Source organism: Paenibacillus ottowii (assembly GCF_006874425.1).
GTDB classification, from domain to species: domain Bacteria; phylum Bacillota; class Bacilli; order Paenibacillales; family Paenibacillaceae; genus Paenibacillus; species Paenibacillus ottowii.
The window spans coordinates 22,747-47,612 of record NZ_VIJZ01000005.1 but is presented as its reverse complement, the minus strand read 5'-3'; the positions used below and the strand labels follow the sequence as shown (position 1 = coordinate 47,612).

Here is a 24,866-nt window from a genome sequence, read left to right as displayed (position 1 = left end):
TTGGTTCCGCCTTTTTTTATAAATACAAATAAAGGGGCAGTTACAATGAAGTATGAGACATTAGCAAAAGACATCATCAGAAATGTCGGCGGCAAAGAAAATGTAAATAGTCTAACTCATTGTATTACACGCTTGCGCTTCAAACTAAAGGATGAAAGTAAGGCCGATACAGAGGTTCTGAAAAATATGGATGGTGTGGTCACTGTGGTAAAAAGCGGCGGACAATACCAAGTGGTGATCGGTAATCATGTGCCTGAGGTTTATGCGGATGTTACCGCGATAGGTGGCTTCCAGGCAGGTGATGCAGAAGAAACATCAGGTGAAAAAGTGAGTTTGTTCAATAAGTTTATTGATACCATTTCAGGTGTATTTACACCCACGCTGGGTGTCTTGAGTGCCACGGGTATGATTAAGGGCTTCACGGCCTTGTTTGTAGCTTTAGGATGGCTGACCGTTACCTCAGGTACCTATCAAATTCTCAATGCTTTAGGAGATTGCTTGTTCTACTTCTTCCCAGTTTTCCTGGGGTATACGTCGGCCAAAAAGTTCAATGCCAACATTTTTATAGGTATGGCGATCGGTGCGTCACTTGTTTATCCAACCTTTAGCGCGATAACAGCCTCGGGTAAACCGCTATACACTCTATTTAGCGGCACCATATTTGAGTCACCGGTATATATCACCTTCTTAGGTATTCCGGTCATTCTCATGAGCTATGCATCAACTGTGCTTCCGATTATTGTATCCACCTATGTCGGCTCAAAAATAGAAAATTTCTTTAAAAAGGTCATCCCTAGCGTAGTAAGAACTTTTTTGGTTCCGTTTTTCACCTTGTTAGTTATTGTTCCCTTAGCTCTGATTGTGATTGGACCGCTCTCGACTTGGGCAGGTCAACTGCTGGGTGCAGCCACCCTCTTTGTGTATAACCTAAGCCCGATTATTGAAGGTATTATCATGGGGGCTTTCTGGCAGGTATTTGTTATTTTTGGACTGCACTGGGGTCTCGTTCCTATCGCTATGAACAACTTGGCGGTGCTCAAATTCGACCCGATCCTTGCTGCGACGCTGGGGGCCTCCTTTGCTCAAACAGGTGTGGTGCTGGCGATTTTGTTCAAAACCAAAAACGTAAAACTGAGATCACTTTCCATTCCAGCTGTCATCTCCGGGATTTTTGGTGTAACAGAACCCGCGATTTACGGGATTACATTACCACGTAAGAAACCATTCATTTTAAGCTGTATAGCGTCTGCAGTAGGCGGCGGTATCATCGGAATGATGGGAACGAAAGGCTATATCATTGGTGGCCTGGGTATTTTCGCGATTCCAAGCTATATCAGTCCGTCAGGAATAGACAGCGGATTTTATGGGGCTGTTATTGGTATTCTGGTAAGTTTCGTATTAGGCTTCTTGCTTATGTTCTTTGGTGGATTCAGAGATGATGAGGTAAAAGAAACGAAAAAAGAAGCGAGTACAACAGGTGCAGCAAAAGGAGGAGAAGTCTTAATCAGACAGGAGACGGTGATCAGTCCGTTAAGGGGTGACGTAAAACCGTTATCTGAGGTAACTGATGAAGCCTTTTCGACAGGTGCTCTGGGGAAAGGGATTGCCATTGAGCCTGCTGAAGGTAAGGTCGTTTCACCTGTAGATGGTGTATTAACCTCCTTATTTTCGTCAGGTCACGCCATCGGAATTACCAGTGATCAAGGTGTGGAGATCCTCATCCATGTAGGCAAGGATACGGTCAAATTAAAAGGCAAACATTTTTATCCCAAAGTAAAACAAGGAGAAGCCGTCAAAAAGGGACAATTGCTGATGGAGTTTGATATGGAGGCGATCAAAGAGGCTGGTTACGTTCTGACTACCCCTGTAATCGTTGCCAACACGGCTAATTACTTGGATGTCATTGAAACGGAGAAGAAGACGATTGGTTATAAAGAGGATTTATTGACGGTGATGGTTTAAACTACCAATATTTTAGGAGGAATAAACAATGAGTAATAATATAACCAAGAAGTTTCCACAAGGATTTTTATGGGGAGGGGCCACGGCTGCCAACCAATTTGAAGGTGGATATAACGTGGGTGGTAAGGGACTAAGCACTGCTGATGTCATAACAGCCGGGACGCATACCATTTCCCGAAGAATTACGCCAGTGTTGGAAGAAGGCATGAACTATCCAAGTCACGAGGCGATTGATTTCTACCATCATTATAAAGAGGATATCCGATTATTTGCTGAAATGGGGTTTAAGGTCTTTAGAATGTCGATTGCTTGGTCCCGAATATTTCCAAACGGAGATGATACCGAGCCGAATGAGCAAGGCTTGCAGTTTTATGATCGTGTATTCGCAGAATTAAAAAAGTACAACATTGAGCCGTTGGTTACAATCTCGCATTATGAGGCACCGTTTCATTTAACTGAGAAATATAATGGCTGGTCTGATCGCAGAGTCGTCGATTTTTATGTAAGGTATTGCGAAGTGCTCTTTAACCGATACAAGGATGTCGTAAAATACTGGCTCACCTTTAATGAAATTAATATCTTAACCTTGTCTTTCGGAGCGTTCATGGCCGGAGCGATGATGCCAGAGGGAAATGGAGAGCTCGCCCATGCTACAGTGAAGGATGAGCAGGTGCTGTATCAAGCATTGCACCATCAATTTGTAGCCAGCGCAAAGGCAGTAAAGCTGGGGCATGAAATTAATAAGGATTTTAAAATCGGCTGTATGATTGCTTATATGTGCTCTTATCCACTTACCTGTAACCCTGATGATGTTTTGCTGGCCCAACAAAAGGATAACTTGAGTAATTTCCTATGCTCAGATGTTCAAGTAAGAGGTGTTTATCCCGGGTTTGCCAAACGATATTTTAAAGAACATCATATCCAAATTACGATGCAGGACAATGACGAGGACGTCCTAAAAGAAGGTTGCGTAGATTTTTATACCTTTAGCTATTATTCATCTACTTGTGTCAGTGCAGACCCCAATCAGGAAAAGGTGGGTGGGAATTTATCCATGGGATTAAAGAATCCCTACTTAAAAGCAAGCGCCTGGGACTGGCAAATCGATCCGCAGGGATTGAGATGGTCGCTCAATAACATTTATAACCGATATGAAATTCCGTTAATGGTTGTGGAAAATGGTCTGGGCGCCGTGGATGCCGTGGAAGAAGATGGCTCCATTCAGGATGATTATCGAATTGATTATCTAAAGCAACACATTGAGCAAATGAAAGAAGCGATTGCTGATGGAGTAGATTTAATAGGCTACACCCCTTGGGGATGTATTGATCTGGTAAGTGCAGGAACCGGGGAAATGAAAAAACGCTATGGATTCATATATGTGGATAAGGATAATGAGGGGAAAGGGACACTTGCCAGATCCAGAAAGAAAAGCTTCTATTGGTATAAGAGCGTGATCGAAACCAATGGAGAACAGCTGGATTAATGCTTCGTGTGTGTCTCTGGTTGAAGGGATTCAGCATGTGGCGACCCATTCGGAGGAGCTTAGTGCAACAGCACAGGAAATTTTAAGCAATACGAAAAAAGCGGTTGAGGACTCCGGTAACGTGACTGAGGTGGCTGGCTACATCAAGGAAATCTCAGAACAGACTAACCTGCTTGGTTTAAATGCTGCGATTGAAGCTGCCCGGGTGGGTGAGACAGGAGCGGGTTTTGGGGTTGTCGCTACAGAAATCCGCAAAATGTCTACAGGCACCAAGGAAGCAACAGGGCGCATTGAGCAATCCTTGCAAGCCGTTAGACAATCAGTGTATAAGATGGAAGAAGAGATCACGCAGATTACCGTATCCTCCCAAGAGCAAGCCAAGCTTGTGTCGGAGTTTATGAATATTATCGATCAATTAAATGAAACCAATCAAGGTTTGAGAGGTTTAATAGAGAAAATCACGAATGATGTTAATGCAAAATAAAGATTTTAAAAAAAGTCTCGGTCTGTGAATTGTGCATTCCGTCATGGTAATGTAGATCACAGGGCGGGACTTTTTTTAGTTTATGGAGATAAATAACTTGGAGTGGATACATGTATGAATTTGAATGAGTTAAATGAACAGAGTTACACAGAACTAGAGGATTATTGGGTGCGTGTGTTTCTAAATGTAGTACAAGATCAGGATAAGGAGAACTGGGTGATTCCTTATTACAACACAACCTATTCTAATGGTCAGAAAATCATAGATATGAACCCTATTTTTTCGGCTAAATCAAAAATAAATCATAAATCCATCAGAATCATTCATGAAACGGATCATGAAGAAGATGACGTTCACTATTGGTTAGATACGAATGGGAAAAACGAATTAGTTATTATTTGTCCCTTGTCACAGCAACATGTGCGAAAAGTAAAGGGGATCATTGAACGCTGGATTTATGAATGAGAGTCATTATCCATAATCGAAACTTTTCCGATATAATAGGCAAGAGAAGCCATAGAACAGATACTACCTCAGAGAGGTGATTCACAATGACCGTTGATATTCTCCGACGTAATAATGTAAAAGTGCTAGGCACAGGTAGCCAGACGATTGTGTTTGCTCACGGCTTTGGATGCGACCAGGATATGTGGCGTTATATCGTCCCTAGCTTTATCGACAACTACCAAATCGTCTTGTTTGATTACGTAGGTTCCGGAGATTCTCAAATAAAGTATTATGACTCGAAAAAATACAGTGACTTGCAAGGGTATGCCCAAGATGTGCTGGATATTATGGAAGCGTTAGACTTAAGAAATACCATGTTCGTCGGACACTCCGTTAGCAGCATGATCGGAATGCTCGCCTCCATCCGCAGCCCTCAATATTTTGAACGCATTGTCATGCTCGGTCCTTCTCCACGCTATGTGAATGACCTGCCTTCTTATTATGGTGGTTTCGATAAAAGTGATATTGATGAATTATTGGATATGATGCAAATGAACTTTATTGGCTGGGCCAGTTATATGGCGCCCATTGCTATGCAGAATCCCGAGCGACAGGACTTAACCGAAGAATTGGAAAAGGCATTTTGCTCCAGAGATCCTCATATTGCACGGCAATTCGCAGAGGTTACATTCTTTTCAGATTGCCGTTTCGATCTTCAGCATGCTTCGGTTCCTACACTTATTCTCCAGTGCTCGGACGATAGTATTGCTCCAATTGAGGTAGGGGATTATTTACATGCCCATCTTAGAAATAGCAGACTTCAGCAGATGAGAGCAAAGGGACATTATCCTCATTTAAGCCAACCAGGAGAAACAAGCAATTTAATCAAAGAATATTTAGCCAGTGTGTAATATCGTATGAAAGGCAGTCATGCAATGGATATTCAATTAGATAAAGCTCCCTGTGGATACTTTTCAATTTCGGATGCTGGGATCATACAATCGGTAAATCAAACTTTGTTGGACATGCTTCTTTATGAACGCGATCAATTGCTCGGACGGCCGATTGAAATGACCATGTCTGTTACTAACAAGCTATTTTTTCATACTTATTTTTATCCCTACATTCAGTTGTACGGGCGTGTCGATGAGATGTACTTTTCGTTTCGCACAAGTGATCGACAGGATATGCCTGTACTACTAAACGGAATTCGCCATGAACGAAATGGAGAAGCAGTGATTGACTGTGTAGTGCTTGTGATGCGTAAGCGTATTGAACACGAAAAAGATATACTACAGACCAAAACCAAGCTTCAGGAATTATATCAGGCGACGAATGAAGCCAACCAGGAGCTTGAACGGTTGCACGAAGAATATGAAATCAAGCAGCAGGAATTAGTGAGGATCAATCTCCAGCTAGAAACGATGGCGTCAACCGATCCGTTAACTGGGCTAAAGAATAGAAGATATTTTCAAGATCAGTTACTGGCTAGCCTAGCCTCCTTTCAGGAGACAGGGATCCCCTTTTCCCTGCTGATCATTGATATTGATCATTTCAAAAGCATTAACGACACTTACGGTCATCCGGTGGGCGACCTGGTGCTTACTCATCTGGCTGAATTACTACAATCCCTGTCACGGGACGTGGATATTGTCGCTCGTTACGGTGGCGAGGAATTTGTAATTATCCTTCCCGGCAACGATCAACAGGAAGCTATTCGTACAGCCGAAAGATACCGCACCATGACGGCTTCAAGGGATTGGGAAGAATACAGCATTACTGTGAGTATTGGTGTGGCAACGGTCACGCAAGCGGATACGGAACAATCGATCGTTCATCAAGCAGATTTGGCTCTGTATGCCTCCAAGAGTGGTGGGAGAAACCGGGTTACACATTCAGCAAGTCTTGTAGAGAAATAGATAGAGGCTTAATAAAGGGAATAAGAGCCGACGCGCCTTAGAGCTAATTAGCCTAGCCTGTCTCTTACGGCGGGCTTTTTATTATAAAAAGAATGAGTGATGTGGAGGGATAAACATGGGGGAAGCGTACAAGCTGGATTGTGATACCTGTGTTTTTACTAAGAACATATTTGTGGGATTCGGTTTTTCATATATGAGTTTGGAATCTATTGCTTCATTTGTGCAGGATGCTGCCCTTAAGCGGTGCATAGAAGAATTCACAGGCAACCCTTCGACGAGATATGATGCTTATGACGCGATATATGTATGTCCGGTCTGTCAGGACATCCGCAATGAACTGTTTATTGAGATGATATCGGACTCATCACATTATAAAATTTCTTATGCTTGTCCTAAATGCGCGAGTGTTATGGAACAGGAACACATTGAGAACAATGCGCATGTTCATTTAAGCTGCCCAGCATGTGAAAAGGGTAAATTGAAGGCAACGTTTTATATGGATTGGGATTAGTAGATTCCCCGAACATCTCTACAGCATACTCCAATAAGTCTGGTCAAACCATTCAAATTCGGTTAATATTAATGATAACGATTCTCATTTGAATCATCAGAATGAATGAAAACATTTGAGGTGTGCGCTTGTGAATTCAAATGCGTTATCATTAATATATCAGCATTACTTAGAAAAAACTCCGTTTAGAAAACAAAATGAGCATACGTATATGATGTTACCGGAAGCGGATAACGGATATATCTACCGAGTTACAACTTACAGCGGAATCGAGATTGTCTATTCGCACATTCAATATCACGAGCCGTACCCGACGTATTTTGCTTCCAAAGGACAAATGATTAAACTTCAATTTGCACTTTCGGGACGACGAAATGTAATATATCCGGTCTGGATTATACACTCCCGATGGGACAGGGTGCTCTTATTTTTTTACAGGATTTCAAAGCACGTTTCCATCCTCCAGTTAACGAACAATACCGATCATTTGCACTTGGCATTCCTGTTTCGTTGTTTAATTATGCGGCTTCACAGTTGGCGGCTCGTCACCAGGCAGCTATTGAATTTAATCAAATTCTGAAGGGTGCTGCATTCCATCACCTTGGTTTTGAACTGGATCACCGAAGTATAGTGATGATTGAACATTTGATCAAAGACTTGAAAAGTGTGCATAGATCGCATTTATTAATGGAAGCAGCAGCACTGGAGATTTTAAATCGATTTATGATTCAATTATTTGATTTAACCTCCATGCCCGAAGGCTTATCTAAAGAAGATGTCAGAAAGTTGACAGAAGCTGCGCTGGCTGTAGGATACAGCAATGTGAGTGCCTTTTCAGAGCAATTTTTCCGGGAATACGGAGTGAAACCATCGTCCTTGAAGAAAGCATTTTAAATTTCTTTTGTGACCATTCCCCAAAATATCAAGTAAGCAAAAAGCTGGAGCCTATATAGATAGGATTCCAGCTTTTTTATGTGATGCTTATTTTACAAAAGTTTCTGTACCCTCTAAATTGATGGTTGAAGTATGGGGACGAGACGCTTCTTCAATATTTCTAAATGCCCAGTAATTTGCTGGTACATCCTTCCACGTAGCCTGAATTGTTCCTTCCAGAGGCCCACGTTTTAAGATCGTGTTCAAAATTGTAACAGTTTCTACTCTTGTTATATATTTATTCGGTTGGAAGCTGTTGTCGTTATAACCGGTAATCCATCCTGCATTAGCTAGCGCTACAATGGAATCTCTTGCCCAATGCTTTTCGATATCGGTATAAGGAGACGCTGCGGTTTGCGTTCCTTTAAGCTGCTTCCAGGATGCGATTATTGCTGCCATTTCAGCACGGGTAATGGGTTGCTCTGGGTGAAATGTTCCATCTGAATATCCATTCATGAGGTGCTGTGTCGTGAGTGCTATAATCGAATCTTTTGCCCAATACGTGCCAGGTACATCTTTGTAAGTCGTTGTATTTTCTTTTGTCTCCAGCTTCATAATTCTAGCCATCATCGCAGCGGTTTCAGCCCGCGTAATCGATTGGTCGGGTCGGAATGTACCATCCTGATAACCCGTTATATATTTCTCATGCACCACCTCTGATTGCTCTACTGGCGTGATTTCCGGAGTCGGTAAATCTGTCGGTAAAGTCGATGGCGATAAAGGTGTGGTTGTTTCGCTGGAAGCAATAGACTCACTGCTATCTGTACTATCCTTCTTATCTTTTTTACTGCTAGTAGTACCAGTTCCGCCCGTATTTCCAGTACCTGTATCTTCATTTACAACCTGTATATACGCTTCAGATGTACTCGGTGCGAATCGAGCATCTCCACTGTATATAGCAGTAATCGAGTGGCTTCCTACACTCAAGTCGCTTGTAGTATAGTATGCATTAGCATATCCATTCGAAATGCCCACCGGCTCCATCGTCAGCGTATCTAATATATTCGTGCCGTCCATTAGGATGACCGTTCCAGTTAAATCGCCCGAAGTTTGAGGGTTCGAGGTTGTCCTCACGCTAAACCTTACTTCTTGACCGTGATTAGACGGATTCAGCTCACTCAACACTGTAGTTACTGTAGGTCGCAGTGTAGGAGTAGGTGAAGGTGAAGACGCATTTACGACCTGAATGTATGGCTCAGATGTACTGGGGGTAAATCGGGCATCCCCACTGTATATAGCCGTAATCGGGTGACTTCCCACACTTAAATCGCTTGTAGTGTAGGTCGCGGTGGCATATCCATTCGCAATGCCATTTGGCCTCATCGTCAGCGTATCTAGTATATCCGTACCGTCCATAAGGGTAACTGTTCCGGTTAAATCTTTTGAAATTTGTGGGGTTGAGATGGTTTTGATGCTAAACGTTACAGATTGACCTTGGTTAGAAGGATTTGTCCAACTCGTTACCGTAGTTTCAGTAGCATACACAGCGTCCGTTACACTAGATACTGGTGAAGAGGTTGCATACACGGCACTCTCGGAAAAGCTCCATGTCCAGGTCCCCAATAAGACGATAACAGCAAGATAAGTTAAACAAAAAGACTTGAATTTACTCATAAACTTCCTCCATAAGTTTTTTCCGGTGTCACGATGAGCTTACTAAGATCCTCCATGATGACTAACCTTCTAATATGATTTTCTTACACTACCGAATTACTATACTAAATGTCTCTGAACCAATTCTGAACCAAATCAACTATAACCGTGTCCAATTCAAATCGTCTCCTCAGAACAAATGCAAAAAGGGCCAACCCCAAAGAACTGGTTGACCTCATAAATATAAATAACAGTTTAGCGTGATGTTCTGGAGAAACTTAATCCGCTAGTATTTGAATTTGACCGTTAGTTCCTGTAATTTCTGTGACATATCTGACAAGGTCGTTGCCAGGCCGGTGATCTGCTGCATTGAAGCCAGCTGCTCTTCTGCAGACGCTGCAATATTCTGCGAGTTGTCTGCCGCTTGGAGTGCCAGACTGGATACGTTCTCTCCGCTCGCCGAAATTTCCTGGACACTTGCGGTTATTTGCTGCGTGATGCTCGAGAGCTCTTCCGTTTGCTGTGCAATATGATTGGTGGATGCCACAATTTTGTTAAACTGCTGCTCTGTCTCATTGGCAATTTTAATGCCAGAGTCGACATCCTGTTTTACGCGTTCCATGGTCTTAAGCGAATGCTCCATATCTTTGCGCATATTCTGAATCAACTCGGAAATCTGCCCGGAAGATTGGTTCGATTGTTCGGCCAGCTTTCTCACCTCTGAAGCAACTACGGAGAAACCGCGACCTTCTTCGCCTGCACGGGCAGCCTCAATCGAAGCATTTAAGGCAAGCAGATTGGTCTGCTGTGCGATATCCGTAATGGCATGCAGCATCGTGTCGATCTGTTGAGTGCGTTCATCCAGCATCCTCATAACCGCATCGGTTTCATTGACGGAATGGTTAATCAGGTCCATTTGCTTCACTGTATGTTGTACAGCAGTACCGCCAAGGCTCGCCATTTCCATCGCGTCTGCAGACGATTCAGCGATGGTCAAGGAGCTGTCTGTGATCCGCTGCATACCTATTGAAATTTCCTCAAGCGAGCTGGTTGTCTTCTGGAGCATCAACTGCTGCTCCTTTGCACCAGCCGCCGATTCCTGAATTGCGACGGTGATATGCTCGGTTGCTTGCCCCGTGTGTTCTGCTCCAAGGGTCAATTCTTTCGAGGAAGCAGCGACCTGCTTTGTGGACAGGTTTACCTCACCGATCAAAAATCTAATATTTTTAATCATATGATTGAAGTCCTGTGCAAGCTCGCCGATCTCATCTTTTGAACGAATTTTGACTTCTTCGACCGTTAAATCACCGTCCGCAACTGCGTTAAGCCGCTTTGCAATCATGATGATAGGCTTCGTAAAACGTCCCGAAACAAAGCCTACGATAATTGCTCCCAGAATAACCGCAACAGTCGTAATAATCAGGACAATATAAAGGACTTTGGTCGCTCCGCTGTTAAATTCGTTAAAATATGCTCCAGAACCGATGATCCATCCCCAATAAGGATCCTTTTCAACATAAGAAATTTTCGTTTCCACTTGATCTGTACCAGGTAAAGCCCATTTGTAAGTGACGAATCCCCCGCCGTTTGTACCGACTTCTACAAACTCTTTTCCCACTTGCACACCGTCTTCCGACACGGCATTCATTAAATTCTGACCTTCATTTGAAGGGTTCATCACTGAAACGGCATCTTGGTTGACTGCCCACGGATAACCTGTTTTACCTACTGTATATTTAATCTTTATCGGTCTTTTATTATTAGCATCTTTTACACCGAGGAGCTCGATGCGCAGTTTTTCCTGTGCTTCCTCCAATGTTAAATTACCGGCTTCGACTTGCCCATTGAGGAAACTAATCATACCAATTACCATTTGCACACTATTCTTAAGTGCCACTTTGCCTGATTCATTCATTTCATTCTTGGAAACAAAATAAGAACTGCTTCCAATCACGAAAGTAGGTACAATTAAAATAATCAAGCACATTATGGTTAACTTCGTTCTTAGTGATCTCACCTTCATGTTTGATCCTATCTTTGTTTTCACTGCGATTCCCCCTTAGACATCGATGTACAGACTCAATCCATTACTATAGTAGTTCAAAAGCATACAAGACTTTACATCATATATCGTAATATCATGCTAGGAAATTAAGCTCTCTCATATAGTCAGCGATGAAGAGAACAATAAAGTTCATCTAACAACGATATAGGGGGGGTGAATAATCGACGGCGTTCATTGGTTGAATGCAGACTACCTTTACAGTCCTGAAGCCTGGTTGCTGTTTTATATGCTAAATTTAATCCGTTTAACCGCAATTTTTTCCGTATGCAGGCAGTAGTTTCTTAGCATGCCCCGTATACTTCTGCATAGAGAAAATCTATAGATATGTGTGTAAGCTGCTTGTTATTTACGCTTACTCTATTTGCAGGATTAAATGGTTGGCTCAGTGGGGGGCTGCTGTTAATCCTGCTGATTGTTACGCGCGGCTTAATAGGCGGTTTTATCCCAGCGGTATTGTCATCGAATCAAGCTTACATGGGGGATGTAACGGAAGGAGAAGAGCGTGGGAGTGGGATGGCTATTATTAGTGCGGCCAATGGGCTTGGTCTGGTTTTTGGTCCCGCGATTGCAGGTGCTTTTACTCTAATAGGGCTGTTATGGCCCTTATATTTTGGGATTGTCATTGCCGCTGTCGCATTCGTGGTGTCTCTGCTGGCGATTCCGGCTGCCCAGCCCGTTATTCAGCAAAAACCCGCTAGAATTAACCCCCTCCTTCCAGGACTAAGAATGTATTTGTTTGTGGGTTTAGTTACAATGATAAGTATTGTGACGATTCAGGTTATAGGTGGTTTTTATTTTCAAGATCAGTTAGGTCTTACATCCAACGAAACGGCAAGAGTCGTTTCCTTTGGACTTATGTTCTCCGGGGCAGCGATGTTGATTGTGCAGATCATCCAGATGAAGTGGCTTAAATGGCAGCCTAAGCCGATGATTTTGCTCGGTTCTCTATTTCTGATTGCTGGAATGGTATCATTTCTGATTTCAGCCAGCTTGGTTGTTTACTATGCAGCATTCTTTATGTTTGGCATAGGTACGGGCTTACTGATGCCCGGATTTATGGCAGGTGCTTCGCTTGCAGTCAGTCAGGAACAGCAAGGGGGAGCGGCGGGGCTGGTAGCTGCGGTACAGGGAATTTCCGCGATCATTGCTCCTATTTTGACGACCACCTTGTATCGAGTGGACAAATATATTCCCTTTACGCTTATAGCAGCCTTGGTTGCTGTTATGGCTGTTCTTATGTTGGGCGTTAGAAAAAGAAACGAAAATCGTAAGCCTGTGGCTCAGAAGGCTAAGTAAATAAAAGAGTGGTTAGATGAATCCATAGGCTTCCGGGGTATACTCTCCGGAAGCCTATATCTATTATAATAAGTTATAAGAAATTTCAGGAAAATCAGAAGGAAGTGAAGAGCTTGTGGACATCTAGCAAAAATGGGTGGCTTTAAACAAAAAACACAGCTTGTATGCACCCAGTCCCGAGGCTATCCAAGCCATGTACCAATTGAAGGAAGAGCTTGAGGACCTAGGAAGCGAGCAGGCTGCCAGAATTTTAACAGAGTTATATCTTCATCTGCATCAATACGAAGAGGCACTAGAGATTTTTATGTCTGTCATGAATCGGAAAAGTAAAGCAGATTTGAAGAAACAGTGGAGTATTCAAGGGATGATTGATAGCCCGATTCGACCGCCGGTGATTAAGCCTTTAATCAAAGCAGCGAGGCGCAAGAAAACTCCCGATCTCCCTGTGTTTACTTATCATCAAGACCCTGTACGTACTCAGGTCTTTAAATCAGGCTTTTTAAAAACGTGTTCCTGTTGTGGACGGCAGACTGATATCTGGTACTCAGGTCCCTTTTATACAGTAATTTCATATGAGGCGATCTGTCCTTGGTGTATTGCGAATGGCAGCGCTGCGAGCATGCTACAGGGAACATTTCATGATCCTGCTTGCTGTGCACAACTAGAGGAAGCAAAACTGGATGAGCTACTGCATCGGACTCCCGGTTATGAGGCAGGACAGACCGCCGCGTGGCTGGATCACTGCGATGACTACTGTGTTTTTATAGATTTTGTGGGCTGGAAGGAGCTTGTCAGTAGAGGGATAGAAAATGATGTCAACCTGATGTTTATGCCTATTTTGTCTTTGGGTCATGAAGAAGAAGCTAAGAACCGAATGCAGGAAAGCATGGAACGTGACGGATCATTCCGAGGCTATTTATTTCAATGCAGCCATTGTAAGGAATACCTCTTATATGCGGACTATGACTGAACCCAAGTGAATTTTCTGAGGTGAATGAGAAAGTGAAACCCGATTTAGGGGTGGTCCTAATTAAGGAGGAGTTCATAAAATTGGAGGAATGCAGATGGGGTGGGAGTATGGAATTAAGGTCGCAGATGTTAAGGATATTAAAGCACTAATGGAACGCTTAGCTGAAGCATTGCCTGGGATTGACGGATATCGGATGCAAAGGGATGAGGATGGCTTTGTCCTGTTTCAAAATAATTCTGATTGGCCTGAAGCGCTCCAGATTTCAGTGGAAGAGGCAAGAAATATTGAAGGGTTAGAAGACAATGAACCTTATATCTATTGTCTATTTCATATCGGGGGTGAAGATGCGATGAGGTTGAGGGAAGGAATGTGCAGGGTGCTGGAAGAAGAGAAATGCGCTGCGGATTGGTTCGAGTTATAGCCGAAGAAAGGAGTGGGTGAGATTGAGTAAGAAGGACAAAAAAGAGATTGAGACACTAATCTATCGCTATAAGGGACCACGAGCCAATATTGGATATACCTTTGAACCGCTGCGCTATGGGGATATAGATGAGCCAAAGCTGGAAGAGATGCTCTTTATTTACGCAGATGACTTTGATATCGTGCTGTCTGCGTTAAAGTCCAAATATCCACTTGTCGATCCTGATACGGGGGAAACGTATGAGGCCTTTGATCCTTGCTGGGATAATCCGATTCAGGCGTCGGTATGGCATGAAATATTAACAGAATTGGATGCTTGGCCTGCCAAGGAGCCAGAATTACGCATATTTATCGATTCCTTTACAGCATGGGTCAGAGCGCATTTGAAGCAAGCAGATGGTATTATCGTGACCGGAAATCTGTAGAGGAAGGCAATGCACTGCAATCCGTATTTTCGCTGCCCCTCGCTTCGAGGGGCAACTGGAAAGCGAGCCGCTGGGTCAAATGCCTCGTTCTTTACATTGCATGCGACAGGCTCCTTATGGCAACTGGATTATTGACGGTGCTTCTGAATCCTGAGTAACTTTTGCTCCAATTTGGTATCACCCATAAATTTGCTAACGGATATAGCAAGCTGATATTGAATGGTCCCCATATTGTTAGCGGCAGGTTGAAGAACCCCTTTTATCGTTTGCCATAACGAAGTAGCCTGTCGGCTTTTTGCTCCAAAATGCATGATGATGTGGATACAGGCTGTAATTATATTGCGGCCAAGTCCGTACAGGAACCATTCTTTTTCCTTCGTAATAAGCGGAATGATGGTTGCCATCGTTTCCCGAGCTTCATCCCATTGTCCTGTTTCAATGAGCTTTTCTGCCAAGCTGGATGCAGTAGAACAGTAGTTACTGGAATTTTCTTCTATTTTCTCCATTTCGGCCAGCTTTTTGAGAGCTTCAATTTCACCTTCTGCATGGTTGCGCCATCTCTCATGATAAACGAGTGTCCGCAAATTTTCTTTGTCCCAATCCGTCTGCTCTCTGATCCACAAATCAATAAATAAAGATAGGTATACATCTTCCCCGAGTTCACTCGCGATATTGATGCAATCTTCAAGATCAGCTGAATCTTTGCTGAACAAATATGTTTCCAAAATCAACTCAGGGTCAAACCCGGCGTATGTATCGAAATTGGCTTTCTTGGCCTGCTGGAACAAAACTTGGTCCTGCTCACGCTCATATTTTTGCAGTAAAAAAACGGCGTAGTATAGAGCATCGCCAATCCCCTGAAAACTGTTCGTTTCCCTGTCTATAATCTCATTAACGAGCAGTCTTCTCACAATCGGTTCGTAATGCGGGGAATCTCGATCCTCACGATTATACAAAGCCAAAAGCACCTTCAAACGATTGGTATAATTGGCATCACTTTTTCCATATTCCTCACTGTGTTGCTCCAAATAGTCAACCTTCGAAAAATCGGTGTGATCACTTATTAGACTCTGCAGCATTTCATCATAGGGTGCCATCATCTGATCCAGCAGGTTTTTGTAGTTCGTTTCCATTACTGTAATTCTCCTTTCACTGATCGGCTTAATACTACAATCCATATGTACAAAAAACAAGCGATTTCCTTTTGTGAGAGGAGTGTGCCAAATGGGATAGACGTCCAATTCTAATGGGTGACTCTATTTGTTATAATAGCTGCAAATTCATAAGCTAGGATGTACAGGGGGGAGAACCTTGGAAGCGATACTAAGACGAAACTGGCCAGAGTGGAATGGAACATTGCAGAGACGAGCTGGAGGCTGGAACAACACGACGTATTTTGTTAAGAATGGTGGGCGAAGTGGGGTACTACGCATCTACGATACGCACAGGGATCGGAACAAAATCGAATTTGAGCATGCGGTTTTGCAGGAGCTGAGCAGGCGTTCTCTATCATTCAGGGTTCCAATGCCAATCCGAACGATTACAGGAGAGACACTTGCACAGGTTGAGGAGGAAAGGGGCAAATATGTGTGTCTGTTCGAATACATAGAAGGCATATCTCCAACCGAGCAGGATGCAAGCTTTGCCTATTCTTTTGGCGAGGCTGCTGGTGAACTATCTGCTTTGCTTGCAACATTCAAACTTGGTATGATCCCAGTCTATCGTCCTTATTATGCTTTGCAGCAATCCTATCCATTATGTAACCTAGAAACGGTACAAGGTTTCTGTTTCAACCCATCGGAGCATTTTCAAGATCTACATAAGGAACTGCGTCTGATAGGAAAAGCATGTGAAGAGATAACAGATTCACTTCATGCATTGGAAGAGTTGCCGCATCAGCTTGTACATGGTGATTTGAATGCTTCCAATTTATTGGTAAAAGACTCCGATCCTAGCCAGGTCGCTGCACTGCTTGATTTTGAATTTTGCACGCTAGACGTTCGGGTGATGGAGCCGGCGGTCATCTTATCAGGATTTTTGGGACAACTGGAGGAGACGACAGCTGTTCGTGAGTTTTGCCGAGGCTTCTGCCGCCAGGTTCGTTTGAGCCACGCTGAGATTGATGCTTTGCCTGTGTTAATGCTGCTTAGAAAGGTAGACGTATTTCTTCATTTTTTAAGTCGTTTTCTGGAAGGAACCGATCAGCCACACGTGCTGCAAGAACAGGTCAAACAGATTGCGGACGACTTGCTGCAACTGTCTACCAGCAGTAGCTGGATTCAGGAGGAGTTGGCTCAAGCTGGAACAGTATAGGAATAAACGAGTTGCACGCCGTATTATGTTATAATTTTTGGAATAACAGAGATGAAGTCTACTGAATGGTACTCGGAACAGGAGGAGCAGATGAATAGTTGGTTAACCAACGCGTTACGACCCTACTTCGGGCTGGAGACACTGGAGGAGCATTGGGACGTGGTAGAAATTAAAGAAGGATATTTTATTTGTATGGATGGAGATGTTATTCGCAAGCGAATTTCTTCCACTGAGGATGCTTATGGAGAAGCGGATGTAGAGATTTTTACCCGTGATCGGGTATTTGTTCTGCCTAAAACGGCTCGTGGCAAAGAGAAAAAACTGAATTATACAAGTGTTTCGAGCATCACAGCAGAAGGTGTGTCCTTTTCAGCAGGCATCCGAAGAGATCGTCCTATTAGTTATGTTACTGCTGTGAATAGCAAAACTGGCGTAAGATTGCCCATCACTGGATGTGAGCATTTACATAGTAAAGAAGAGATCATCGATTGGCTTCAACGTTACCCGTCGCTTGTGCCTAACGACTATGATCGTAAGCTGGAACGATTGAAGCATATGAAAAACCTGCGTTATAAAACCATTCCGGGAGACATCTTCCGCGTGGAAATAGACCTTTTTACAGATGGCTATGTACTGGTCGTCGGTGATCTGCGCCAAATGCAAAAGGATCAGCTGTTTGCAAAGGAGAGCATATGGAACAGTGTCATGACGATGCCTTTATTCGTACGTCCGTATTTGTGTACAAGTCGTGACCGTTCAATAACTTTGGAATCCATCACGGCCGCCCCGTTATCGGATACAACCTGGATTGTCATGGATGATTCCTTTATGCGAGGGTCCTACGAGCGGATAGGGCATAAATCGTTGGCGGAAGAGGATATTGTGTTTCCGATTGGTTACGGCAGTAGCATAGATAGCAGTAAAGAAAGAATATATAGACTCTCCTGGGGAACGGGCACAATTTCCAAACCGGAAGGGAAGACAGTGTTCAAGTCTTCGCGCGAATTGTTAAATAACGGTGTATATTCAGGTGTCATTGCAGACTGTTTTGGTCCTTGGGAAGAGCGGGAGTGGCACCACACGCTGGATAACCCGTTGTATCGGGAAGAGCGCCGAAAAGCACTGGCCGAATTCGGATTCCCGGAAGACATTTCGTACGATGAGTTCAATCGCCAAACAGGAGGACTGACGCGTTCGGAATATCTCGCATATTTGACAAGAATCTATAGCGGAAAAAGAAAGATGAAATGACACGGTTATACATCCTTTTAGGAGGTACGAATGAAATATCTTAAAGATTGTCCGGAACCAGGCATGGGAACCTGGTACTTTGAAATAGATTCAGATGGCGTAGCTTATCGGCAAATTGTTATCCAGGATGACGGTACGTATATTGCTTCTAATCGCAAGCATGAGCAGTATCATTTCTTGTTGGCCGAGAAAGCGATTGATGATACAGAGCCTTATTATACGAAAATCACAAAAAAAGAGTTTGAAGAAGTCTGGTCCAACAATCTTCGCACTTTCAACAAGGAATGGCAGCAAATCAAAAATGCACTACCCGTTGGGACTAAGGTAAAGGGGTATATTGAAGCCTTTTTCCCACATGGCACACTTATTCATATTTTCCAGCACAATGCAGTCGGATTGGCAGACACCCATTCATATGCGGAAAAGACCCCATCCGAGTGGATGTATCCAAGACATGAGGTCACAGCGATTGTACAAGGGTACGACGAGCAGAATCAGTGGGTGATTCTAGAGCAAACGCAGGTTTTCAAAAATCAGTTCACGGGTTGAAAGATGGACATTGAAATACAGGAAGGGGAATGAACATGCGTACGTTAACGGTTGATGAGCTGGTGGATCAGGACAACCATGCATGGGAAGAGGTCAAAAATATTCTGCAAGAAGGGGATAATCCATATCGCATTGTATCGGCAGAATCGGAATCTGCGAGAGTAGATACGCTCTACCGTTTGCAGGTGAGTACAAAATCGTACTTGGGAACGGTGGCCTATGAAACAGGCGGGATCATATTTGATCACGGGTGGATCACTTTACTGGGTGCAGGCGGGGCCGGAATTTACGGTAGCTTGACTTCGTGGAATGGGCTGCAAGAGCCAGCAAGCGTTTCTGCACTTGAGGGAATGCTGATTGTAGCCTATGATGCAGCAGGTGGCTTCTTTGGGCTGGACACAGGGAAGTTTGGACGCAGCGGCCATATCTATTATTTTGCACCGGATACATTGGAGTGGGAATCCACAGAGCTGGCCTATTCCGGTTTCTTGAATTGGTTGGCTGAGGGAGATTTGAGCTTATTCTACCAGACATTCCGCTGGAATGGTTGGCAGGCGGATATGGAGCAACTTCAGCCAGGAGAGGTATTTGCTTATTATCCACCGCTATGGACTCAGGAAGGTGGCGGAGAGACCAGCCATAAATCTCCTATAAATGTAACAGAAGCGTGGCAGACGGTAATAGATAGGGGCTAACCCCGCTAAAGGAGAGGAGGCGTAGATCATGAATCATTCCATTCCATCCAAACTGATGCAACTGAATGCAATACTTTCTCAAAATAACATTGATCATTTTTACATTTATGATTATACAAGTCGCCCCAAGCTGGTACTAGCAGGGAGCTTTGACTTTAGCTATTATCACAACATAGAGATCACATTTTACGAGGTCTCGTTCCTTTCCTGTCCAGGCGGTGTGTTTTCAATTGAGTGCTTTAGACTGGCGAATGACAAGGAATTGGAATTATTAAAAACCGTCTCTTACGGATTTCATGAGGGGCCTGTGATTTGTATGGAAGATCAAACGTTTGGCACCCGATTTTTTATTGCTGCGGAAAGCTGGGATTACGAGCTCAAAACTGTTTATTACTATAAACGTGAGAACCTTCAACCTCATGAAAGTTTGGCTGAATGGGTTGAAAAAGATAGGGAAGGTAGAAATAACAACTCTTAGAGACACCAAGGTAGGGAGGGTGGTTATGATGTGGAGTATTCGCTTTGAGCAACAGTTTGTAAAATGTCCGGAAGCAACGGCTGAACAAATCGCGACTTTCTTGAAGACATGGAATATCAAGCTATCGGAGCAGGAGATTCACGAAATCCAACAAAGACAAGTGAACCCTTTTCCGAAATCGTCTCCATTTTATGATCAATATAAACCGCTAGATCCTGTTAGCTGGCACTTGCCTCAAGGACAATTTCCTGATCGTTACATAGAATTCCTGAAATACTCTAACGGCGGCGAATTTCAAAATGGAGAACGTTATTTTCAGTTTTTCGATACCGAAGATTTGAGAGAAATGAACCTTGCCTACGAACTGCCAGAGTATATGCCAGGTGCCGTGTCGTTTGCGATGGATGGGTGCGGAAACCACTATATGTTTGATATGAGAGAGGAAAAAAGAAATAACGAATATCCCATTCTTTTTGCTCATTCTGGTAGTCTGGGATATGACGAATGTGAACAGGTTGCTCATTCTTTTATTGAGCTGTGTACAGAAAAATGGGCTTTATATTGATATCTTGACTTAACATACGCTTTATTCTTCCTAATTCATCCAGTGGGGAAATGTAAAACCCGCAAGCTGGACCCTTTTTGCCAGGTCTATCTTGCGGGTTTTTAACGCTACTTATTTTCATTCATCATTTCTATTAAAACTTGATAGACGATCGGTAAAGTGGTAAAGCCGTCACTTTGTAAAAAATGCCCTCCATGATCTAATTCGTGAAAATCAGCCTGAACATCTTCCGCTAGTTTCTTACTAAGTGCAAAGGGGACAATTGCGTCGTCCTTTGAAGCTATAACTGCACGCGCTTTTAGCGAATCCGTGATCTGCTGATGATCTAAATGGTCATTTGTAAATTCATCTAATGAAGGCAGGCTTGGCACTGGGTCAGTAAAACCGGAAACGAAAACGGCGCCACCTAGTGGTTCCGGGATGTTGACTTGCTGCAGGTATCTTAATATGGATACACAACCCAAGCTATGACCAATAAAATAGGTGTCTTTATGTAGGGCTTTAATATTTTGCAATAGGTGCTCAATCCACTCATTAAGTTTGGGGGCTTGCGAGTTGGGCATATCTAGTATATTTACCGAAACCCCGTCTTCCTGTAATTTATCTTGTAACCAAGGAAACCAATGATCTGTTGGCGAAGCTGTGTAGCCGTGGATTATATATACTTGTTTTTGATTTTGTAGGTTTGTCACAGTGTTTTTTCTCCCATTATTCAGTGTTTAGTTCATGCTTATGATAGGTGTCCCTCTTCGTCTGAGAATCCTTCCAGTTTAGCAAAATCTCTATGCCTATAGTATCAGAAATTGTTGATTTATATAGATAATTTTTTTAATGAGTTTTGGCGAGTTTTTGATCTTGCCTATCCCTATTTAATCACGACTACCGTCAGGAGCTCGTATCCTGCAACTCTTCCTGTTCAGCCAATTGCATCAGCTTATAAATCTGGCGTGCTGTGTTCACATTCCGCACCGTCATTTGCTGATACAGCTTGGTGCCGACTAATTTCGTTAACCCGCTTTTTGTGACTTGTTCCTTGCTGACAGAAAACAGAACGGCCCCGGTCGTATAGATGACATGCCCAATTCCCGGTTTCAAGGGAAGCTTGTCCAGAACGGAAATATCGTTAATTTCATCCCACAGAAACATTACATCACTTTTCATCTGTGTATCATTAGCCCATTCATTCGGCAGGGCCTCCATAATGCTCTGAATCTCCTTCATATTACGGACGATGACGCGGATAGGTAAGCTAAAATCCTCCAGAATCGCCTGTTCCAGTACGAGCGATAGCTCCTGGTTGGGCCGCTCCTGACTGGAAAAAATAATGTTTCCAGAATTAATATAAGTCGTCACATGCCCCATACCTGCATGTTCAAACGTTTGCTTGAGCTTCTTCATCTCGATCTTGTTGTTGCCGCCGACATTGATGCCCCGCAGTAATGCGATATAGATCATAAAAAGCCTCACCTCTCTTTAACCAATAGCTTTCTAACAAAAGGATAGGTAATTCAGCAAATACGTGGTTTGGTTTTCGCTCAACAAATGATGCAGCAATGGTTTTACGTGCTCGATATATGCTGCTTTGGGTTCGTATGTATCTTCATCTATCAATTCTCCCTTAAAGGTACAGGCACCTTCAATCAGGATGGAAAGAGCAATAAAGAAGTTAGCTAAAGAGTCAGCAACTTGCTGCGCTGCCCCACCTTCAATTGCAGCATATACAGGCGAACCGGGTGCACTAGTATCGACAATGACTGGATCATCATTAAACGTGGCAATTACAACATGATGGGATGGCCATGAAGATGACTCATGAACAAGCTCTCCAGATGTAATGAAGCGATAGCCCAGCTGCTGGCGATATAAATGTTCTGGTGCGACAAAAAAGAGAACAGCAGCATCCCCGATTTCAACGGCTGCATTTTTTAATTTGTGTGTTCCCGCTGCCTTAGCATCGATCATTTCATAATGGCTATATAGGTACTCAAGCTCAGGGGATATAGGTATGCGGTTGTCCCAGCAATCTGTCAGGTTCTCCGTCCGGGGCTGGATGTCGTGGTCTTGGAACAGCCCGTAGGTTGCATTATACAGGTTTTGTTGTTGTACAAACCGGGTCAGAGCTTCGCTTAGCTGTTTCATAGGTGTTCATTCCTTTCTAATCGTAGGCTATGATCTTCGTCATAACGTTTCATTCCTAGCATAAAGATATCATAATATAGAAAGGAAGAACATATGTTTCTGTATTTATGCCGCCTTGCCAGTCGATCCAGATTAATTTTACAATATAGGAGTTCGGATTAATGTGTGATGCCAGGTTCAACATGAAGTTTGGCTTGCTATGCAAGGAGGAGAGAAATGTCATTTTCTAAAATATACGATTACAAATTAAGAGCCTATTTTAATGAGCGTATTTCTGATGCAGATCATGAATATCTATTTTATTCCTATCCTGATCAAGAGCAAAATTTAAGAGTATTAACTCTGAATATAAACGAGCAGGATCATATTTCTTTAGTGCGATGGCACGATCTGTTTGACAGGTCGCTATTTACAAAAATGGATCATCCCATTCTAAGCATAACGGATGCTGAACGTCTGATTCGATTGCTATCGCTCATGTTTAACGTTTTTGATATACATAAAGATGCTGCTTATAGCCGGAAAAATTTATGTTGTGTTTATTATCAATATCAAGTTTCACATCTAGCAGAGGGAGGCAATGAATTCTCGCTTACTCAGGACAGGCTATTTTTTCTTCACCAGCTCTTATTTGAACTGGGTTTAGGGGATGATATTTATGATCGTCTAACGATTGAAAATAATAAGCTGATGTACAGTATGGAAGACGCACAGCAGTATGATTTGCACATTCTAATTGACATTTTGCATGAGCATATTAACAAAAATGAGATGGATATGGATACCCGGGCAGCGCTAGGAAAAATAAAAATTTTGCAAGGTCAGTTGGTGAACTTCATCCTGGGCAGTCATGATGTGTATGATTTTCCGTATGACGATTTTAACAAGCCGTTTGCAGAAGCAACGATGTTTATACAAGCCTATAACTCTAATAAAAATAGGGTATTAGAGGTTCTGATCGACTGTATCAATGAGCATCAATCTCCAACAGAGCAGTTCATCTCCACTATGATCTGGATGAATTATTCCTATTTTGTTCTCAAAAGTAATCCTAGCGAAATTACATATTTTAAATGTTTTTGCAAGAAAAAACCGGGAGTTTTTATGAAAGTATTATCTGCATTGCTTGAACTCAGATTTTTTGTCGATAAATCCAGCTTCACAAATACGGGTATAAATTATTATTTATCCAGATTAAAAGGGGTTAAATGATGCCATTTCATCACGTTTCTTTACCCGATTTACCACAGACTATCGGACGTCTTACGGCCATTCATCCTGTAAAAGGTGGCTCTCAGGGAAGCATAACCTTGCTGGCATTGAACACACAGGCAGAACTGTGGAGACTAGAACTTCGCTCTGGCAGCGCAGAATTATGTACACATATTTGTATCCCTGATTTTAATCCTCTGCAACCTGTCCAAATGGTGACTAGTCCTGATGGCAAGTACGCGGCGATCTCCAATCGATTTGGACGACATGCGGCAGTGTATGATTTAGTCCATGCTCAAGAAAAAATGCAATTATCACGGGACGAATACCACTATGATAAAAGTATGTTTCCCCTGGCATTTGTACATCAAGACGGTGCATGTATCCTTGTTCACGGAACGGAATGGAATCGTTTGGATTTGACGGATGTAGAAACCGGAATGCTTTTGGCATCAAGACCAACCCCTATTTATAACAATGAAAGTAAAGATGAGCATTATCTAGATTATTTTCATGGGAGGCTGCTGGCTTCTCCAGAGGGAAAGTGGATTGCGGATACGGGATGGATATGGGCTCCCTTAGGAGTGGTTCGAACTTGGTCCTTATCGGATTGGCTGCTGAACCCATGGGAATCGGAGAATGGTTCGTCAGTTCGCCATCTTTGGCAAACCATAGATTGGGATGGGCCAGTATGCTGGACAGGACCCGATACATTGGCGGTATGGGGACAGATGGATGCCGATTTACTGGAGGAGGAAGATTGGGGAGAGGAAGGAGTGGAACCGGCGGTTGTCCTATTCGATATGACTCAGCCTGGGTACCGACGTGTGCTTCCTGCGATCCCGCCTCTAAATTGTAAGCCTGAAGAAGACGGGATTTATCCATATCCCCAAGCCGATATGGCCGTTTGCGGCGACCGATTATTCTTATGGGGAAAAGGGGCCCCGCTTCAGGTATGGCGGCTTTCAAGCGGTGTGCGGGAACATGTAGATACGGAGCGATTTCCACTCATTTACCATCATGAGGCAGGAATTTTCGTTGAATTGAAATCGGATAGCCGTTGTACAGCCTTAAGCTACGAATAAACGACGGTATCGGACTTTCTTCCCTCCTAGGTGTATGGGGAAATATGCATTAGCTATAACAACTATTA

24 protein-coding genes and 2 pseudogenes are annotated in these 24,866 nt (G+C 43.2%); 20 read left to right on the top strand and 6 right to left on the bottom strand.

All coding sequences use genetic code 11. The features are described from left to right. Positions 1–45: 45 nt before the first annotated feature. The 8 genes and pseudogenes from FKV70_RS13325 to FKV70_RS27015 all read left to right on the top strand — a co-directional run bounded on the left by FKV70_RS13325 (position 46) and on the right by FKV70_RS27015 (position 7,703). Positions 46–1,962, top strand: coding sequence for a beta-glucoside-specific PTS transporter subunit IIABC (locus FKV70_RS13325; RefSeq protein WP_142613139.1), 1,917 nt, complete (start codon positions 46–48; stop codon positions 1,960–1,962). 28 nt (positions 1,963–1,990) lie between these two features. Further along, a complete protein-coding gene (locus tag FKV70_RS13320; protein WP_063208522.1) occupies positions 1,991–3,448 on the top strand; it encodes a glycoside hydrolase family 1 protein in 1,458 nt (485 codons plus the stop codon). Beyond that, positions 3,429–3,932 carry a methyl-accepting chemotaxis protein gene (locus FKV70_RS13315; protein ID WP_244310736.1) on the top strand — a complete coding sequence of 168 codons (504 nt, stop codon included), beginning with the start codon at positions 3,429–3,431 and terminating at the stop codon, positions 3,930–3,932. The genes FKV70_RS13320 and FKV70_RS13315 overlap by 20 nt, the downstream gene beginning before the upstream one ends. A 114-nt stretch (positions 3,933–4,046) precedes the next feature. Then, on the top strand, positions 4,047–4,397 hold the full coding sequence (locus FKV70_RS13310) for a hypothetical protein (protein ID WP_063208524.1): 351 nt from the start codon (positions 4,047–4,049) through the stop codon (positions 4,395–4,397). 86 nt (positions 4,398–4,483) lie between these two features. Then, positions 4,484–5,290, top strand: coding sequence for an alpha/beta fold hydrolase (locus tag FKV70_RS13305; RefSeq protein WP_142613138.1), 807 nt, complete (start codon positions 4,484–4,486; stop codon positions 5,288–5,290). 24 nt (positions 5,291–5,314) lie between these two features. Then, on the top strand, positions 5,315–6,298 hold the full coding sequence (locus FKV70_RS13300) for a sensor domain-containing diguanylate cyclase (protein ID WP_142613137.1): 984 nt from the start codon (positions 5,315–5,317) through the stop codon (positions 6,296–6,298). 115 nt (positions 6,299–6,413) lie between these two features. Further along, the gene (locus tag FKV70_RS13295) at positions 6,414–6,809 is read left to right on the top strand and encodes a hypothetical protein (protein ID WP_142613136.1); all 396 of its coding nucleotides are present in this window, start codon (positions 6,414–6,416) and stop codon (positions 6,807–6,809) included. Positions 6,810–6,939: 130 nt separating this feature from the next. Beyond that, positions 6,940–7,703: pseudogene (locus FKV70_RS27015) on the top strand (helix-turn-helix domain-containing protein). 87 nt (positions 7,704–7,790) lie between these two features. Here the strand turns inward: FKV70_RS27015 and FKV70_RS13285 are convergent. Beyond that, on the bottom strand, positions 7,791–9,356 hold the full coding sequence (locus FKV70_RS13285) for an S-layer homology domain-containing protein (RefSeq protein ID WP_142613135.1): 1,566 nt from the start codon (positions 9,354–9,356) through the stop codon (positions 7,791–7,793). Positions 9,357–9,621: 265 nt separating this feature from the next. Then, positions 9,622–11,382, bottom strand: coding sequence for a methyl-accepting chemotaxis protein (locus FKV70_RS13280; RefSeq protein ID WP_142613134.1), 1,761 nt, complete (start codon positions 11,380–11,382; stop codon positions 9,622–9,624). A 336-nt stretch (positions 11,383–11,718) separates the two neighbouring features. Here FKV70_RS13280 and FKV70_RS13275 point away from each other — a divergent pair. From FKV70_RS13275 to FKV70_RS13260, 4 genes and pseudogenes are all read left to right on the top strand, one after another. Further along, a pseudogene (locus FKV70_RS13275) lies at positions 11,719–12,696 on the top strand (MFS transporter); the annotation flags it as partial. Between the two features lie 193 nt (positions 12,697–12,889). Then, positions 12,890–13,666: a CbrC family protein gene (locus tag FKV70_RS13270; RefSeq protein ID WP_244310734.1), complete on the top strand. Its 777-nt coding sequence runs from the start codon at positions 12,890–12,892 to the stop codon at positions 13,664–13,666. Positions 13,667–13,760: 94 nt separating this feature from the next. Beyond that, complete coding sequence (locus FKV70_RS13265) at positions 13,761–14,087, top strand: hypothetical protein (RefSeq protein ID WP_142613133.1); 327 nt, start codon at positions 13,761–13,763, stop codon at positions 14,085–14,087. A 22-nt stretch (positions 14,088–14,109) separates the two neighbouring features. After that, positions 14,110–14,511, top strand: coding sequence for a hypothetical protein (locus FKV70_RS13260; protein ID WP_142613132.1), 402 nt, complete (start codon positions 14,110–14,112; stop codon positions 14,509–14,511). A 128-nt stretch (positions 14,512–14,639) separates the two neighbouring features. Here the strand turns inward: FKV70_RS13260 and FKV70_RS13255 are convergent, their stop codons facing one another. Continuing rightward, a complete protein-coding gene (locus FKV70_RS13255) occupies positions 14,640–15,644 on the bottom strand; it encodes a hypothetical protein (protein WP_142613131.1) in 1,005 nt (334 codons plus the stop codon). A gap of 178 nt (positions 15,645–15,822) precedes the next feature. On the opposite strand from FKV70_RS13255, the gene FKV70_RS13250 reads away from it, so the two are divergent. The 6 genes from FKV70_RS13250 to FKV70_RS13225 all read left to right on the top strand — a co-directional run bounded on the left by FKV70_RS13250 (position 15,823) and on the right by FKV70_RS13225 (position 20,362). Next, positions 15,823–16,824 carry a phosphotransferase gene (locus FKV70_RS13250; RefSeq protein WP_142613130.1) on the top strand — a complete coding sequence of 334 codons (1,002 nt, stop codon included), beginning with the start codon at positions 15,823–15,825 and terminating at the stop codon, positions 16,822–16,824. Between the two features lie 90 nt (positions 16,825–16,914). Beyond that, positions 16,915–18,075 carry an immunity 26/phosphotriesterase HocA family protein gene (locus FKV70_RS13245; RefSeq protein WP_142613129.1) on the top strand — a complete coding sequence of 387 codons (1,161 nt, stop codon included), beginning with the start codon at positions 16,915–16,917 and terminating at the stop codon, positions 18,073–18,075. A 30-nt stretch (positions 18,076–18,105) separates the two neighbouring features. After that, the gene (locus tag FKV70_RS13240) at positions 18,106–18,624 is read left to right on the top strand and encodes a hypothetical protein (RefSeq protein WP_142613128.1); all 519 of its coding nucleotides are present in this window, start codon (positions 18,106–18,108) and stop codon (positions 18,622–18,624) included. Between the two features lie 35 nt (positions 18,625–18,659). Beyond that, positions 18,660–19,319, top strand: coding sequence for a DUF2625 domain-containing protein (locus tag FKV70_RS13235; protein ID WP_142613127.1), 660 nt, complete (start codon positions 18,660–18,662; stop codon positions 19,317–19,319). A gap of 28 nt (positions 19,320–19,347) precedes the next feature. Continuing rightward, the gene (locus tag FKV70_RS13230; RefSeq protein WP_142613126.1) at positions 19,348–19,797 is read left to right on the top strand and encodes a hypothetical protein; all 450 of its coding nucleotides are present in this window, start codon (positions 19,348–19,350) and stop codon (positions 19,795–19,797) included. Between the two features lie 28 nt (positions 19,798–19,825). Next, positions 19,826–20,362: an SMI1/KNR4 family protein gene (locus FKV70_RS13225; protein ID WP_142613308.1), complete on the top strand. Its 537-nt coding sequence runs from the start codon at positions 19,826–19,828 to the stop codon at positions 20,360–20,362. 107 nt (positions 20,363–20,469) lie between these two features. Here FKV70_RS13225 and FKV70_RS13220 read toward each other — a convergent pair whose 3' ends face one another. The 3 genes from FKV70_RS13220 to FKV70_RS13210 all read right to left on the bottom strand — a co-directional run bounded on the left by FKV70_RS13220 (position 20,470) and on the right by FKV70_RS13210 (position 22,501). Next, on the bottom strand, positions 20,470–21,054 hold the full coding sequence (locus tag FKV70_RS13220) for an RBBP9/YdeN family alpha/beta hydrolase (protein ID WP_142613125.1): 585 nt from the start codon (positions 21,052–21,054) through the stop codon (positions 20,470–20,472). Between the two features lie 193 nt (positions 21,055–21,247). Continuing rightward, the gene (locus FKV70_RS13215) at positions 21,248–21,817 is read right to left on the bottom strand and encodes a DUF1697 domain-containing protein (RefSeq protein ID WP_142613124.1); all 570 of its coding nucleotides are present in this window, start codon (positions 21,815–21,817) and stop codon (positions 21,248–21,250) included. A gap of 33 nt (positions 21,818–21,850) precedes the next feature. Continuing rightward, positions 21,851–22,501 (bottom strand): hypothetical protein, encoded by a 651-nt coding sequence (locus FKV70_RS13210; protein WP_142613123.1) that lies wholly within the window; start codon positions 22,499–22,501, stop codon positions 21,851–21,853. 216 nt (positions 22,502–22,717) lie between these two features. Here FKV70_RS13210 and FKV70_RS13205 point away from each other — a divergent pair, with 216 nt between their 5' ends. Next, positions 22,718–23,713, top strand: a complete 996-nt coding sequence (locus FKV70_RS13205; protein WP_142613122.1) for a hypothetical protein — start codon at positions 22,718–22,720, stop codon at positions 23,711–23,713. Further along, entirely contained in the window at positions 23,710–24,798 is a 1,089-nt protein-coding gene (locus tag FKV70_RS13200) for a hypothetical protein (protein WP_244310733.1), read from the top strand. Before FKV70_RS13205 ends, FKV70_RS13200 begins: the two co-directional genes overlap by 4 nt. The last annotated feature ends 68 nt before the right edge of the window (positions 24,799–24,866 follow it).